9 protein-coding genes and 1 pseudogene are annotated in these 14,446 nt (G+C 63.2%); 6 read left to right on the top strand and 4 right to left on the bottom strand.

Features of this window, described 5'->3' with window-relative positions:
- Both ASF81_RS13240 and ASF81_RS13235 read left to right on the top strand, forming a co-directional pair.
- On the top strand, nucleotides 1–1,968 hold a 1,968-nt coding region (locus ASF81_RS13240), incomplete at its 5' end, for an exo 1,3/1,4-beta-D-glucan glucohydrolase (protein ID WP_055809323.1).
- Nucleotides 1,969–1,999: 31 nt separating this feature from the next.
- A pseudogene (locus ASF81_RS13235) lies at nucleotides 2,000–3,244 on the top strand (cation:proton antiporter); the annotation flags it as partial.
- Nucleotides 3,245–3,473: 229 nt separating this feature from the next.
- On the opposite strand, the gene ASF81_RS13230 reads toward ASF81_RS13235, so the two are convergent.
- Nucleotides 3,474–5,330, bottom strand: coding sequence for a glycoside hydrolase family 9 protein (locus tag ASF81_RS13230; protein ID WP_235559369.1), 1,857 nt, complete (start codon nucleotides 5,328–5,330; stop codon nucleotides 3,474–3,476).
- A 206-nt stretch (nucleotides 5,331–5,536) separates the two neighbouring features.
- Here ASF81_RS13230 and ASF81_RS13225 point away from each other — a divergent pair, with 206 nt between their 5' ends.
- Nucleotides 5,537–6,781 carry an MFS transporter gene (locus ASF81_RS13225; RefSeq protein ID WP_082503573.1) on the top strand — a complete coding sequence of 415 codons (1,245 nt, stop codon included), beginning with the start codon at nucleotides 5,537–5,539 and terminating at the stop codon, nucleotides 6,779–6,781.
- 638 nt (nucleotides 6,782–7,419) lie between these two features.
- Here the strand turns inward: ASF81_RS13225 and ASF81_RS13215 are convergent.
- From ASF81_RS13215 to ASF81_RS13205, 3 genes are all read right to left on the bottom strand, one after another.
- A complete protein-coding gene (locus ASF81_RS13215) occupies nucleotides 7,420–9,387 on the bottom strand; it encodes a DUF3320 domain-containing protein (RefSeq protein WP_156363275.1) in 1,968 nt (655 codons plus the stop codon).
- A 738-nt stretch (nucleotides 9,388–10,125) separates the two neighbouring features.
- Nucleotides 10,126–10,926: a DUF1365 domain-containing protein gene (locus ASF81_RS13210; RefSeq protein WP_156363273.1), complete on the bottom strand. Its 801-nt coding sequence runs from the start codon at nucleotides 10,924–10,926 to the stop codon at nucleotides 10,126–10,128.
- The gene (locus ASF81_RS13205) at nucleotides 10,923–12,260 is read right to left on the bottom strand and encodes an NAD(P)/FAD-dependent oxidoreductase (RefSeq protein WP_055809275.1); all 1,338 of its coding nucleotides are present in this window, start codon (nucleotides 12,258–12,260) and stop codon (nucleotides 10,923–10,925) included. Before ASF81_RS13205 ends, ASF81_RS13210 begins: the two co-directional genes overlap by 4 nt.
- On the opposite strand from ASF81_RS13205, the gene ASF81_RS13200 reads away from it, so the two are divergent.
- Genes ASF81_RS13200 through ASF81_RS13190 form a run of 3 tightly spaced genes read left to right on the top strand, consistent with a single transcriptional unit; the run spans nucleotide 12,259 to nucleotide 14,443 of the window.
- Nucleotides 12,259–13,005, top strand: coding sequence for a sigma-70 family RNA polymerase sigma factor (locus ASF81_RS13200; RefSeq protein ID WP_235559368.1), 747 nt, complete (start codon nucleotides 12,259–12,261; stop codon nucleotides 13,003–13,005). The two genes, ASF81_RS13205 and ASF81_RS13200, sit on opposite strands and share 2 nt — an antisense overlap.
- Nucleotides 13,002–13,640 carry a ChrR family anti-sigma-E factor gene (locus ASF81_RS13195; protein ID WP_055809270.1) on the top strand — a complete coding sequence of 213 codons (639 nt, stop codon included), beginning with the start codon at nucleotides 13,002–13,004 and terminating at the stop codon, nucleotides 13,638–13,640. The genes ASF81_RS13200 and ASF81_RS13195 overlap by 4 nt, the downstream gene beginning before the upstream one ends.
- Nucleotides 13,637–14,443: a DUF1295 domain-containing protein gene (locus ASF81_RS13190; RefSeq protein WP_082503572.1), complete on the top strand. Its 807-nt coding sequence runs from the start codon at nucleotides 13,637–13,639 to the stop codon at nucleotides 14,441–14,443. Before ASF81_RS13195 ends, ASF81_RS13190 begins: the two co-directional genes overlap by 4 nt.
- Nucleotides 14,444–14,446 lie beyond the last annotated feature (3 nt).

The raw sequence follows: 14,446 nt of genomic DNA, 5'->3' as shown, positions 1-14,446 counted from the left end.
GCGCTGGAAGTCGCTGTGACCGGCGCCGACTGGACCTTTGGCCCGACCCTGGCCGTACCGCAGGACGACCGTTGGGGCCGGACGTATGAAGGTTATGCCGAGAACCCCGAGGTCGCCAAAAGCTACGCCGGTCCGATGACGCTCGGCCTGCAAGGCGCGCTGTCGGCCGATCGTCCGTTGGCCGCGGGCCACATCGCTGGCTCTGCGAAACACTTCCTGGCCGACGGCGGCACCACGGGCGGTAAGGACCAGGGCGACTTCGCAGGATCGGAACAGGAGCTGATCCGCACCCATCTGTCCGGCTATCCCCAGGCCATCGACGCCGGGGTGCTGTCGATCATGGCCAGCTTCTCCAGCTGGAACGGCGTCAAACACTCGGGCAACGAGACCATTCTGACCGACGTGCTGCGCGGCCCGCTGGGCTTTGACGGCTTCGTGGTCTCCGACTGGAACGCCCATGGCCAGCTGCCGGGCTGTTCGAACGAAAGCTGCGCGCTGGCCTTCAACGCCGGCATCGACATGTTCATGGCGCCCGACAGCTGGAAGCCGCTCTACGCCTCGACCCTGGCCCAGGTGAAGTCGGGCGAAATCCCGATGGCGCGCCTGGACGAGGCGGTGCGTCGCATCCTGCGCGTGAAGGTCAAGACCGGCCTGTTCAACGACAGCCGCCCGGTCGAGGGTCATCTGAACGAACTGGGCTCGCCCGAACATAGGGCGTTAGCGAGGGAGGCGGTGCGCAAGTCGCTGGTGCTGCTGAAGAACGAGGGCTCGGTCCTGCCGATCCGCTCGGGCGCGCGGGTGCTGGTCGCCGGTCACGCCGACGATATCGGCCAGGCCTCGGGCGGCTGGACCCTGACATGGCAAGGCACGGGCAACTCGAACGCTGACTTCCTCAACGGCCAGTCGATCTGGGCCGGCATCCGCGAGGCGGTCGCCGTCGGCGGCGGTCAGGCGACGCTCAGCGCGGACGGCTCCTTCACCCAGAAACCCGACGTGGCCATCGTCGTCTTCGGCGAAACCCCCTATGCCGAGTTCCAGGGCGATGTGGACACGCTGGACTTTTTGCCGACCGAACCGCTTGAGACGTTGAAGCGCCTGAAGGCGGCGGGCATTCCGACCGTGTCGGTCTTCCTGTCGGGCCGCCCGATGTGGACCAACCCTGAGATCAACGCCTCCGACGCCTTCGTCGCCGCCTGGCTGCCGGGCACGGAGGGCGGCGGGATCGCCGATGTGCTGGTCGGCGATGCGGCGGGCAAGCCGCGCAACGACTTTACCGGAACCCTGTCCTTCAGCTGGCCCAAGACCGCCAGGGGCGAGCCGCTGAACGTGGGCCAGCCAGGTTATGACCCGCAGTTCGCCTATGGCTACGGCCTGACCTACGCACGCAACGCCCGCGTCGGCGCCCTGTCCGAAGACAGCGGCGTGGTCGGGTCCGGCAGCAATCTGGATCGCTATTTCGTCGATGGCCGCTTCGTGGCTCCCTGGTCGCTGATGCTGCGCGACGCGGGCGGCGAGTTCCGTCTGGGTGCTGAAAAGAGCGGCGCCAGTCCGCGCGGCGGCGTGTCGGCGCGCGCCACCGACGGCGCAGGCCAGGAGTCGGCCCGCGCCCTGATCTTCTCGCAAGGCGGCGGCCAGGCGATGATCGTGGCGCAGCCGGTCGATCTGACGCGCCAGTCGAACGGCGAGATGGCCATCGCCTTCCGCTACCGCGTCGATGCGCGACCCAAGGGACCGGTGTTCCTGACCCTGGGCGCCGGTTCGGTCGACATCTCCGGCCTGATCGGCGCAGCCCCCGTCGGCGAATGGCGCACGTTGAAGGTGCGCCTGTCGTGCCTACGTGACCGTGGCGCCGACATCGCCGCCGTCGACCAACCCTGGGGCCTGCGCACCGCTGCCGACTTTGCGGTCACCGTCGAGGATATCCGCCTGGCGTCGAACGAGGGCGACGCCGTCTGTCCGACGCAGTAGGCTGGCGCTCGCCAAGGGGGGAACCGGCCGCATGACCAATGCTGAACTGAGCGTGGCCTTCTTCCTGCAGATGGCGATCATCATCGCCGCCTGCCGCATCGTGGGCTGGCTGGCCAAACGCTACCTCGGCCAGCCGCAGGTGGTGGGCGAGATGATCGCCGGGGTGATCTTGGGCCCATCGCTGTTCGGCCTGTTCGCGCCCGATCTGCAGGCGGCCCTGTTCCCCAAGGAGTCGCGGTCGATCCTGTTCGTCGGCGCCCAGTTGGGCGTCGGCCTCTACATGTTCCTGGTCGGGCTGGGCTTCCGTCGCGATCACTTCAGGGCCAATGCGAAAAGCGCGGCCGCCGTGTCGCTGGCGGGCATGGCGGCGCCCTTCCTGGTCGCCGTCGCCATTGCGCCCTGGCTGGTCGCTGAGGGTTTGTTCGGGCAGGGCATCCAGACCTGGCAGGCCATGCTGTTCATGGGCGCGGCCATTTCGATCACCGCCTTCCCGATGCTGGCGCGCATCATCCATGAGCGGGGGCTCAGCGGCACGCGGCTGGGTTCGCTGTCGCTGGCGGCCGGCGCCATCGACGACGCCGGCGCCTGGTGCGTCCTGGCCATCGTTTTGGCCAGCTTCGGCGCCGGGCCGATGGTGGCGGTGACCGCCATCGCTGGAGGCGGCGCCTTCGCCCTGTTCATGCTGACGCTGGGCCCGAAGCTGCTGGCGCCGCTGGGCCGGATCGTCGAGCGGGAAGGGCGGCTCAGCCCGACCGTGCTGGGGATCGTGCTGATCCTGTTCATGCTCAGCGCCTGGGCCATGGACGCGGTCGGCATTCACGCCGTCTTCGGCGGCTTCATCCTGGGCGTCGCCATGCCGCGCGGTCTCTTAAGCGACGAGGTCAAGCGGCAGCTGGAACCGTTCGCCGTGCTGGTGCTGCTGCCGATGTTCTTCACCTTCTCAGGCCTGAACACACAGCTGACCATGGTCAACAGCCTGGGGCTGCTGACCGTGACCTTCGTCATCCTGCTGGGCTCGATCCTGGCCAAGGGCGGCGCCTGCTGGGCCGCCGCGCGCCTGACCGGTCAGGACAACGCCACGGCCATGGGCATCGGCGCTCTGATGAACGCGCGCGGTCTGATGGAACTGATCATCATCAACATCGGCCTGCAAAAAGGCGTCATCGGCCCGGCCCTGTTCTCCATCCTGGTGCTGATGGCAATCATCACCACCCTGATGGCCTCACCCCTGTTCGAGTGGGTTTACGGCAGGAAGGCGAGAGAGCGGGGCGAACTGNTTCTCCATCCTGGTGCTGATGGCAATCATCACCACCCTGATGGCCTCACCCCTGTTCGAGTGGGTTTACGGCAGGAAGGCGAGAGAGCGGGGCGAACTGGGGCAGGTCAACGAGGCCGATCACGATCTGGCCCAGACGTCCTTTTTGGTGCCCAAGGCCTGAAGACCGCACGCCCGCCACGGAATCGGGACGGGCGGCTCGGCGCCTCGATCTAGGCCATCGATCCCGTCAGTAATCGTCGATGAAGGCGGCGACCCAGACCAGGGGCGCGTTCCAGTTGATCGCCACTTCGTTCAGGGCATAGGCGTTGATGTCGTCGGCCCAGCAGGTCTGGGCCGCGCACTTGCCGACCAGGGTCTTGGCCACGTCGTCGATCATGGCCTGATTGTTTGGCCCGCCCGACAGGGCGCCCGCCGGGGGCAGGGGATAGGCAGGGTCGGCCTGATGCGCCCAAAAGCGATGGTGCGGGTTCTGGACCGGACGATCACCATAGCCGGTCACATAGGATCGATCCATCGGATTGCGGCCGAGAACATAGTCCAGTGACCAGATCACCGCGTTGCGGAAATTCCAGTCGCCGGTGTAGTCGAACGCAGAGCCTAGGATCACAGCCCGGCTCATCAAGGCGCCGTTCGAACCCCATTCGTATTTCTCGCCCGCGACCGGCAGGCCGTAGCCCTGACCATAGCCGGCGTCGACATAGGCGCGTGCCGCCGCCACGATGTTGGCGCGCACGGTGACCAGATCCTCTGGCGGCAGAACGTCCGGCACAGTCGCCAGCGTCAGCGATCCCAGCGACGCCGTCCAAGAAAAGCCCGGATCGCCAGTCGCGCTTTTGCCCGACAGCGGTCCGCCCAGATAATAGGGCGAGGTCTTCAGCGCGGTCAGATAGGCCGGATTGCGCGTGGTGGCCAAAAGCTCGGCCGTGGCCCAATAGAATTCGTCCGAGAAGTCGTTGTCGCCATAGGCGCCGCCGCCGGCGAAATTCTCTCCGGCCCGAACGTCGCGATTGCGCAGCGCCGCGCGGAAGGCCCGTTGCGACGCCGTCAGACATCGGCGCGCGAAGGCCGGATCGATGTCACGCCAGATCCGCGCGCATTGGGCGCCGACTGCAGCGAGATTGAGCGTCGCGGCCGTGCTGGGCGAATACAGAAGGCGCGGCTGTGGATCGTCCGCCGGGGCCATAGGCAGGCCCGTCCACTGCGCATCATGCACCTTGTGATGGACCATGCCGCCGGCGTCGATCTCGGTCAGGGTCAGCGGCTGACCCGGCACCTGGGCGCCGACCGGGACCTTCAGCTTCACGCCGTCGGCAATCTGCATCTTCAGCAGGAACTCGATCTCGTAACGCGCCTCGTCCAGCAGATCGTTGACGCCGTTTCCGGCCTCGGGAATGTCGACCTTGCCGTCCGCAAAGGCGCTTGCGCCGGGGCCGCCCTTGGCCGTGGCGCGTTCATAGGCGTTCAACAACATCCAGACCGAGATGCCGCCGTTGACGACGTATTTTCCGTGGTCGCCGGCGTCATACCAGCCGCCGGTGACGTCCAACGTATAGTCGCATCCGGGCCAGACCACGCCGGCCGTGTCCGCGCCCGAGAAGCAGGCCGCGACCTCGTGCTGGTGCCCGGCCGCACGCGCCAGATCCGGCCGCGCGACATGATCCGCCAGGATCGGCACACCCGCTCGATTCTGATAAAAATAGGCCAGGGCGTCGTACTTCAGTCGCGCGTGCGGATGCTGCTGAATCGAAAAGGGGCGGCTCTCGTGCGATCCCACGATCAGCCGATAGCCTTCGCCAACGGTCTGCAGAGATTGGAAGTCAACCGTATGCACGGCTTGGCCCGAGGCGGCGTCTTGGCCGAAGACCTTGGACGTGCCTTGGGCCACGTTAGCGCCCGCCGGGTCCACCACGCGCCAAGGCAGGGGGCGGGTGGCCCGATCCTCGACCGTTGCCGTCTTCGGCCCTTGGGTTTCGAACCCGATCTGGCTCATCCGGACGGCGCTGGTCTCCGTCTCCGCCTGTGCCGCACCGAAGGCGGCCGCCAGGGCCACGGCCGCGACGCTCGCGCTCGATCTCTTTCTCACCCCAACCTCCCTCAAGGCCTGTGCACTTTCATGAGCGACGCCCATACGCCGACGTGCCGCACGATCCTCGCAAAAACCCTAGCATCTGACAGCGTTGTCACAAGTGATTTGCTGATCGCATTCTGTTGCAGCTACTCACACCGGATGACGCGATGATCGCGCTAGCAAGCGCGTCGGGCCACGTGCCATAGAGGCGGCGCCGCTCGATGGAGGAGGGTGAAGTTTCCAACCGTTCTCAAACCCGTCGCACGTCTCTGGTGTTGGCGGCGTATTTGGTGCTGTTCCTTGCCGCCTTCATCGGTCTAGCGCCCCTGTTCCAAATCGTCGCTCCGCTCCACGCCGCCGCTCTTGACGCCCGAGGTAAAACGGAAATCCTTAGCCGGGCCATGGTCTGGGGCGCGATCACGGCCGCCGTGGCGAATATCGCCATGGGCGCGATCAGCGACCGGACGCGTTCGCGGTTTGGGCGTCGCCGACCTTGGATTGCGCTCGGAGCGGTGCTGACGGTTTTAAGCTACGTTGGCATATGGCGGTCGTCGACGCCGGACGAATTCGTATGGGCCTTGGTCGGATTTCAACTTGCGTTCAACGTGCTCATGGCTCCGCTCTCAGCTGTGTTTGCGGATCGCGTACCGATTTTGCTGAGAAGTACAGTCTCGGCGATGCTGGGACTGTCGTATCCGCTCGCTGTCGCTCTGGGCTCCAGTCTGATGGCGCTCGGTCCGCAGCACGAACCCGGCAGATTAGCGCTTCTGGCGGGTATTCTTATCGGTGCGGCCGCTTTCTTCCTCATCGTTTTCGACGAGCCGTCTTCGGAACGACAAGGCAGTGCGCCGTCAGCCTACTCTGGCAGGACCGGACATCTGCTAGCCCCGTTCGAATCCCGCAATTTCGCGACGGTCTGGACTGCTCGCCTCCTGATTGCGACCGGTTATGCTCTCGTCAGCACTTACCTGCTGTATTTCGTCACCGATGCCGTTGGATGGCCAGGGCGTAGTCCGGAACGGTCACATGCCGTGCTGACGGGCGTCGCCTTCGTGAGTGTCGTAATCATCGCTAGTTTACTGGCGATTGTTGGGACGCGTATTTCGCGGCGGCAACCCATTGCTCTGGCGGGAGCGGTAGCCCTTTGTGTGGCGACCGTTGCCTTGGCGATCTCCCCGTCATGGACAGTCGTGGTTTTCGCCTTCGCGATCTACGGTTTGGGGCAAGGGGCCTATGGATCCGTGGAAATGGGTTTGATGGCGGATGCCCTTCCCACACAAGACAATCGTGGTCGGGATATGGGCCTCAACAATCTGGCGGTCGCCTTACCTCAGGCGATGGCCCCGATCGCCGCCCTCATTTTGGAACAGGTGGGCTTCGATATCCGAGGCCTCTACGTCGCTGCGGCAGCGTGTTTCGCTGCTGCTGCGGTCGTCATGAGTCTATTTCGGTCAGCCCGGACATGAGCGTTGTCGGATTAACCTGCACGGGCTGAAGCGTGCTGTCAGGCTGACCAAGGCAGGACACACTTTGCCCCTACACATAAAATCTCAGGTGGTGGCCGCCACCGATGCTGCCTGAGCTTCGGCGCGGCAGCTACGAAGGGTGGGGCAGGTCATCAGATGTCTCAAGGATTGCAGACGGATAGAGATCCGGTCGATCATCGACATCCACGTCTGATCGCGTGTTTGACTCTCAGGGGGAGATTGAATCCAGAAGGATCTGACTATCCTCAAGAGGGACTCGTCCTGAAGAAGTATGGAGAGATCACGGATCAAGACATCGAAGCTTAGCGTTCCGCCTGATCGTGAGAACCGCTCCTTCAGAAGCTTGATCACAGAGTGGGTGGAACCCATTTGGACAGCTCGCCGATACCACTAGGGCACGGGAAACAACATCGGCCCCCGAACGGATAGGATGTCCGCTTTGCGCGTGGGTGCCAACGTCCGCTTCTGGCGCTTTTCAGACATTCGCTTCCAAGCGCCGCTTTTGACTCAAAGGGGCGGTTCGCGAAGTCTGCTCTGAGGCGAATTACCCATGCCATGAAGCGCACATGCAGCATGCAACCGCATCTATGGCCGGTGACCATAAATGCGGTTCCCCATCAGGTTTCAAAATGCTCGCGAACATAGGTCGCGATCTGGCTTAGCGGAATTTCGGGGGACGAAGCTCCCGCTCTTACGATAAGTCGGTCTGTCGGCGTTCCCGCTCCATCTGCGATCTTCAAATACACAGGCTTGCGTGAGCGTTTGACGTCCACTCGGCAGATGAGCTTGCCGTCGATCACCGGGTAGGACACCGACACGCAGCCGGCCCTGAAGCTCTCCGAGAACCGGTGCTTGATCAGGTTCGTGAGGTGAAGAACAAACTTGTCCCGACTTGCGCCGACCGTGTTGAGGTCGGGATCAAGACCCGGCGCAGTCCCGTCGTCACGCACCCCGATCAGCAAAGTTCCACCCTTGTAGTTGGTGAACGCTGCAATGGCTTTCAGCGACTGGTCTTCGATCTTCTTGTTGAGGACGCCCTGACGCAAATCCCAGCGCAAGGTTTCCTTGAACTCAAGCATCACACCTTCGCCCTGGGCGACAAGCAGTTCGATCGGCAGCTTCTGAGGCTCTCGTTCCAGCTTCGGGGCGTTCGGCCCCGCATCAATCAACGAGTCACGCCGCGCGAGCACGCCTCGTTCCACTGCTGAGTTCAAAACCGCACAGATCAAATCCTTGAGCTGCGCCGATGTGGACTTCGCCCCAAAGGCTCGCGCAACGGCTTGAACCGCCTGATCCTCGGTGGCACCAAAATTCTTCGACACCACGCTCAGCAGGGCGGTCTCGATCTCGGCATGCGGCAACATTTCCGGACGGCGAAGCGTGGGAGAAATAGCGCCGCTACGGTCTCTGACGATCACGGGCGAGCCGGGCTGACTGTAGAACCCGCCGTCTTCAAGCACCCGGCCCTGTCTTTGCGAAACATCCAATGCCCGTTGTATAGCGTCTCGGATCCGCGACCCTGCCCGGCCTAGCCCCCATGCGCCACGCAGCCTTGCAACAATCTCGTCGAAATGGACTGGGCCTTCTGTCGCGATAACCTTTTCCGACAGCTGTGAGAGCACTCCGGTGGGCGCTTCGTGGAGGTCCCCGAGAAGATGACTTGGTCTCAGCAGCTCTGCTTCGACGTAGGGGACGGAGAGCGCATGGGTTTCCTCTACGCCCGCCAGCCCCATTTCGGTGACCGTCTCGCGCTCGACCGAAACGATTTCGTAGGCAGGCAAGCGCTCCTGCGAATGCTCGTCCCGAGCCAACTCAACCTTCGCCGCTTCGATAGCAGCGACAACCCGCTCCAACTGTTCCTGGGGACGTTGGAACCAATCACCGCTCCAGATGCGGTGGACGAACCAACCTTGGCTTTCGAGAACGCTGCGTCGCAGACGGTCACGGTCTCGCGCAGACCGGGCCTTGCTATACGACGGTCCGTCGCATTCGATGGCAAGAAGATAGCGATCTGGCTGATCGGGGTCCGACACAGCGATATCGATGAATAGGCCGGACACGCCGACATCACGGTGAACCTGGTAGCCCCGTTCATGCAGCGCTTGGGCGACTTGAGCCTCGAACACGGTATCGGTGTCCCGCCCAACGGATTCGGCAAGAGACATCCGGCCCGTGCGCGCGAAATGCATGAAGAGCTTCAGCGCGAAAACGCCTTTCCGTGTCGAGGCAAACTCTAGGTCGATGTCTTCGTCAGTCATGGACGAGAAGACCTCACACCGCCGTTTCGCACGACTGATCAGGACATTCAGCCGCCGCTCGCCTCCGTCCTGGCCAACCGGCCCAAACCGCATCGGCGGCTTGCCGCCAAGTGTGGTCGGGCCGTAGCCGATCGAAATCAGGATCACGTCTCGCTCGTCACCCTGAACGTTTTCAAGGTTCTTGACGAAGAACGGCTCTGAGGGGTGGGACTGGAAGAACGCCTCCTCCTCTGGGGAAAGCTGACGGCGCAGAAGCTCGAGTTGCTCCATGATCGCCTTGCGTTGCGCTGATGAGAACGCGACGACGCCCAGTGAGTGTTTCGCCACCGATTGGACGGGGTTCGGAAAGGGTTGCGGTGAGAGGTTGGATCAAAGATTTCGTAGAGATCTTCGACTACTAGCGAAGGCAGTGAACGGCCCGGGTTGGAAGGGCGCCTGGGACGAATCCGCAACTGGGCATAGCGTTGGCGCATGACCCTCAGACGTTGCTTCATTGCAAGGTCATCGACGCCAACCAAGTTTTCGAGAATGGTAAACGCGAAACCGCAGGCCAGCTGCCATTGGCGTAGATTCTGATCGGCTTGTCGGGCCAGCAGGCTACTTGAGAGGACGCGTTCAATCTCCGGGAAATCTGGCGCTAACAACACGGCGTCTAGATCAACACTCGGTACCAGCGCGGCCGCTTGCAGGTAGAGACTATTCGCAGCGCTGGCGTATCGGTTACGAGTTGTTGGGGCGAGATGGCCGTTCAGCACGTCGATCCATATCGTCGAGCAGTATCGAGGTAATCCGCGATGATCGGCACAGAACGGACCCGTGAGGGTCGCGGGAAGATCGAGATGCATCAAGGAAAAGACATGCTGGCAAGGTAGCCGGCATGTCCCGTAAGGCAGAGTTTGAATCAAGCGAAAAGCGGTGGATGCGGACCGCTTAAAGCCCCGCTGCTGCGCGTTTTGATAGCTGCGCTGCGGGGCTTTGCGCTCCAGGGCAAGCTAGCTCTGCAAAACTTTCGAACTTGGGCGGCCTTCACATAATATATCTTAGGCGACGGAGTGACCTGGCTGCTCAAGGTCGTAAACGGCTCTCTTGAGCTTGGCTTTGAATGGTCACTGGCGTGTCTGCCGGTCTAGGCTGCTGTGTCAGCCTGACGCCCTTGAGCCATAGCTTCAGCGCCTCCCAATGGATAGCCGCGACGACCTTGAACGTCATCAGCGGGATCGCGGCTGTCGCGGCGGCGATGTTGCGATCTTCCAAACGTTCTCGCTTCGCCGCCATGGCGGCCGTGATCAGCACGCCTTCGGCATCTAACCCGTCGATGGTCATGTCGAGCCGATTGCCCGGCGTATGGCCACGGAACTGGTAATCCATCTCCATGCCCATGAATGGCGACACATAGATCGCCTTGGCTGCGCCCTGACGAATGACGCCTGCGGCCTGATCTTCGATCGGGATCGGAATGACATAGGCGTGGCGGATGCCGAAGGTGCTGGTCACCTCGTACACCATGGCGGCCAACCGTCCCTCGGGCCAATGGCAATAGTAGATGCTGATCGGGTTGAAAACGTATCCGAGGACGCGTGGCATGGTTAACAGGCGGACAGTTCCGCCTTTTAAGTCGATGCCGACTTGAGCCATCCACGCATCCACCTGAGGACGCAGCGCGCCAGAACCGTCTCCGTAATCCTTGTCGTGGAAAGACAAAAGATTGAACCGATTGCGCGAAAACAGGCGCAGGCGCGCGTCCACATCATCGATTTCCGACAGGTCGAGCAGGAGCCAGAAGACGCGATAGTTCAGCTTATGGATCTTGGGGCGAAGGCGTCGGTGCATGACCCGGCCGCGATAAAGGGCCGAGCTGAGTTTCACGCGGCGCGTTCCAGCTGCGCGCCCATCGGCGTCGTCAAATGAATGCGCCCGCTTTCGTTGGCGACGGACCAAGGGCGACGCACGCCGCCAAGCTGCTCCGCGACCGCAAGCCCCGATTGCAAGCCGTCCTCGTGGAAGCCCGCACCGAAGTGGGCCCCGCAGAACCAGACGCCTCCTTGCCCTTGCAGGCTCCACAACTGCTTTTGAGCCTGTATGGCGGCGGGATCGAAGATGGGATGCTCGTAGAGTTCGCTACGCAAAATCGTGTCCGCGCGCGGCGGACGCGGCGGATTCAGGGTGACGAACAGGTCGTCGCCCGGCAGACCTTGCAGACGGTTCATCCAATAGGTGACGCAGAGGCCGTCGTCCGCGCCGATATAGTTCCAGCTGGCCCAGGCGCGACGACGATGCGGCATCAGCCCGGAGTCGGTATGCAGGACTGTCAGATTTCGGCTGTACCGGAAAGCGCCGAGCAGCGCCTTCTCGCGCGCCGTCGGTTCGGCCAGCATCGCCAGAGCCTGGTCGGCATGGGACCCGATCACGACCTGGTCGTAGCACTCGACCCCGCCTTGGCTGTCGTGAACGAAGACGCCCTGGTCGCTACGCCGCACGGAAGTGACGCCGTGGTCCAGCCGAATGTCCTGGATGGCACGAGCGAGATGTTCGACATAGACGCGGCTGCCACCCTCGACGGTTCGCCAGAGCGGCCGCCCTACCAGCTTCAGCAGGCCGTGATTGCCGCAGAAGCGGATGAAGGACTCGGCCGGATAGTCCATCAGCGTGTGCGCCGGCGATGACCAGATCGCGGCGGCCATAGGTAACAGGTGATCGTCGCGGAACGCCTCGCTGAACCCTTCCCGCTTTAGATAGTCACCGAGCGTCAGCGAGGTATCGGACATCGCAGCCAAATCCTTTGGCGCGTCGCGATAAAAGCGCAGGATTTCGCACAGCATAGACCAGAAGCGAGGACGCAGGGCATTGCGACGCTGAGCAAACAAGCCTGGCGCGGCATATTCGAACTGTCCGTCATCCAGTGAGACAGCGAACGACATATCCGTCGCGCGTGTCGCGATCCCCAAATGCTCGAACAGGGCTATAAGATTGGGATAGGTCGCGTCGTTAAAGCAGATGAAGCCAGTGTCGACTGCGATGTCGCCAGAAGGCACGCTGGCCATCACCGTATTCGAATGCCCGCCCAGGCGATCGCCCTTCTCGTAAAGCGTCACGTCATGGCGTTTCGACAGAAGCCAGGCCGAAGACAGGGCGGCGACGCCAGATCCGACCACAGCGATCTTTTGACGTTCGGCGCAGGGCGTCGCGGACGACAGAGACATGAAAACTCCGAAAGATACGCCGCAACGCAATCGCTACGGCATGAACAGATTACGGGTCGCCGTCATGTTCGGATCGCGATTGATCCAGACATTTCCGCTGAGCGTATTAGTGTTCATGCATGCCGAGCCGTTATCCTTCGCATCAACGCCATGTCGGTCCAACCGCGTGAAGGCGCTCGACAGCTTGCCTGATCCGCTGCTGCACGATCGGCTGATCGAACAGATCGCCCTGAGGCGCGATCGTGACGCCTTCGCTGCGCTCTTCGCCTATTTCGCACCGCGGCTGAAGGCCTGGCTGATCAAGTCGGGCGCGACGCCCGGAGCGGCGGAAGACTTCGCGCAGGACGCCATGCTGACCGTGTGGCGCAAGGCCGATCTGTTTGATTCGTCCAAGGCGCGCGCCGCCACGTGGATTTTCACCATCGCTCGCAACCGTCGGCTTGACATGCTACGCCGTGACGCGCGTCCCCTGCCGACGCCCGAAATCGAGCTGGCGGGGGACGACGTCCGCCGGCCCGATGAACTGCTGTCGATGTCGCAAGACGCGGACCGCGTGCGCGACGCTCTGGCGCGGCTCAGCGCCGACCATGTCGAGGTTCTGCGTCTGGCCTTCTTCATGGACAACTCTCATTCCGAGATCGCCAAACATCTGGGCCTGCCGCTCGGCACCGTCAAATCCCGTATTCGTAACGCCATGACCAAGCTTCGTCTGATCCTCGCGCCGTCTGAGGAGGCTGCGCGATGAAACCTCAGCGCAATCCCTCCGAGGAACGTTTGCTGGCCTATGCGGCCGGCACGCTCAGCCCGCCGGAGGCGGTGGTGATGGCGGCGCATCTGGCGATGCGGCCGGCCAATGACGCCTGGGTGCGCGACCTGCAGTCCGTCGGCGGCGAGTTCCTGAACGAGACGCCCCCCTCCCCCTTGTCGAATGATGCGCTCGCCTTGGCGATGGCGCGGATCGAGACGGATGCCGGCAATGCCAGGCACATCGCGCCCCTGAACGACATGCCCGAGCTGCCCGAGCCGCTGCGACGCTATGCGCTGGGTCCATGGCGCTGGGTCGGGCCCGGCATGCGCGTGCGTGACGTCCATGCGCCGCGGGATGGTGATTGCCGCGTCATTCTGCTGAAGATCGGATCAGGTCGAGAGACGCCCAAGCACACGCATGGCGGCGTCGAGCTGACCTGTGTCATCTCCGGCGCCTATGCGACCGAAACCGAGCGGTTCGATGTGGGGGATTTCGAAGAGGCGGATCCGGAGGTGCTGCACCAACCCCGTGTGGTGTCGGACGAGCCGTGCCTGTGCGTCGTCGCGCTTGACGGTCAGATTCAACTGGATGGATGGGTCGGCAAGCTGATCCAGCCCTTCGTTCGCCTGTGACCGCTCTCGCGGCCATTTGGGGTGTCGCCGCCCTATTTCTCGTTGTCGTCATGTCTGCGGCCTGGCTGGTTCAGAAACGAACCGGCCAGGGCGGTTGGGCAGACGCCTTCTGGTCGCTTGGACTGGGAGCGGCCGGTGTCGGCGTCGCGCTCTTCCAGATCGACGGCGCCGCTCCGTCATTGCGCCAGTATCTCGCAGCGCTTCTGATTGGCCTTTGGGGATTGCGGCTGGGATCCCACATCGCTGTTCGCGCCGCCCACGAGGAGCGCGAGGACGCTCGCTACGCGCGTCTGCGAGAGAACTGGGGCGCCGGCTTTCAGGCCAAGATGTTTGGCTTCCTGATGCTGCAAGCCGGAGCCGCCGCCTTCCTAGCGCTCAGTGTGATGGCGGCGGCGCGCAACCCGGCGCCGGGCCTGACGCTGCAAGATGCCGTGGCGACACTGATTTTTGTCGGAGCCCTGGTTGGAGAAGCCGTTTCCGATCGCCAGCTGGCGGCCTTCAAACGCAACCCGGCCAACAAGGGTGGAATCTGCGATGTCGGTCTTTGGGCCTGGTCACGCCACCCGAACTATTTCTTCGAATGGGTAAGTTGGTGCGCTTGGCCTGTGTTCGCCATCAACCTGAGCGGTGAATGGCCCTGGGGTTGGCTCGCGCTGACAGGGCCAGCCTATATGTACTGGCTGCTGACCCAAGTGTCCGGCGTGCCCTTGCTGGAAGAGCATATGCGACAGTCGCGACCCAAGGCGTTCGAGGCCTATGCCGCCCGCACCAGCGCCTTCTTCCCTCGCCCGCCCCGTCGTTGAGGC

The organism is Brevundimonas sp. Leaf168 (assembly GCF_001423685.1).
Taxonomy (GTDB): Bacteria; Pseudomonadota; Alphaproteobacteria; order Caulobacterales; family Caulobacteraceae; genus Brevundimonas; species Brevundimonas vesicularis_C.
Note: the sequence above shows the minus strand (reverse complement) of the source record. Positions and strands in the feature narration are given on the sequence as shown.

Excerpts from the sequence above, each read along its gene's own strand:
- ASF81_RS13225 (WP_082503573.1), top strand. The coding sequence starts at position 5,537 with ATGGAGGAGGGTGAAGTTTCCAACCGTTCTCAAACCCGTCGCACGTCT.
- ASF81_RS13200 (WP_235559368.1), top strand. The coding sequence starts at position 12,259 with ATGAAAACTCCGAAAGATACGCCGCAACGCAATCGCTACGGCATGAAC.
- ASF81_RS13205 (WP_055809275.1), bottom strand. The coding sequence starts at position 12,260 with ATGTCTCTGTCGTCCGCGACGCCCTGCGCCGAACGTCAAAAGATCGCT.
- ASF81_RS13195 (WP_055809270.1), top strand. The coding sequence starts at position 13,002 with ATGAAACCTCAGCGCAATCCCTCCGAGGAACGTTTGCTGGCCTATGCG.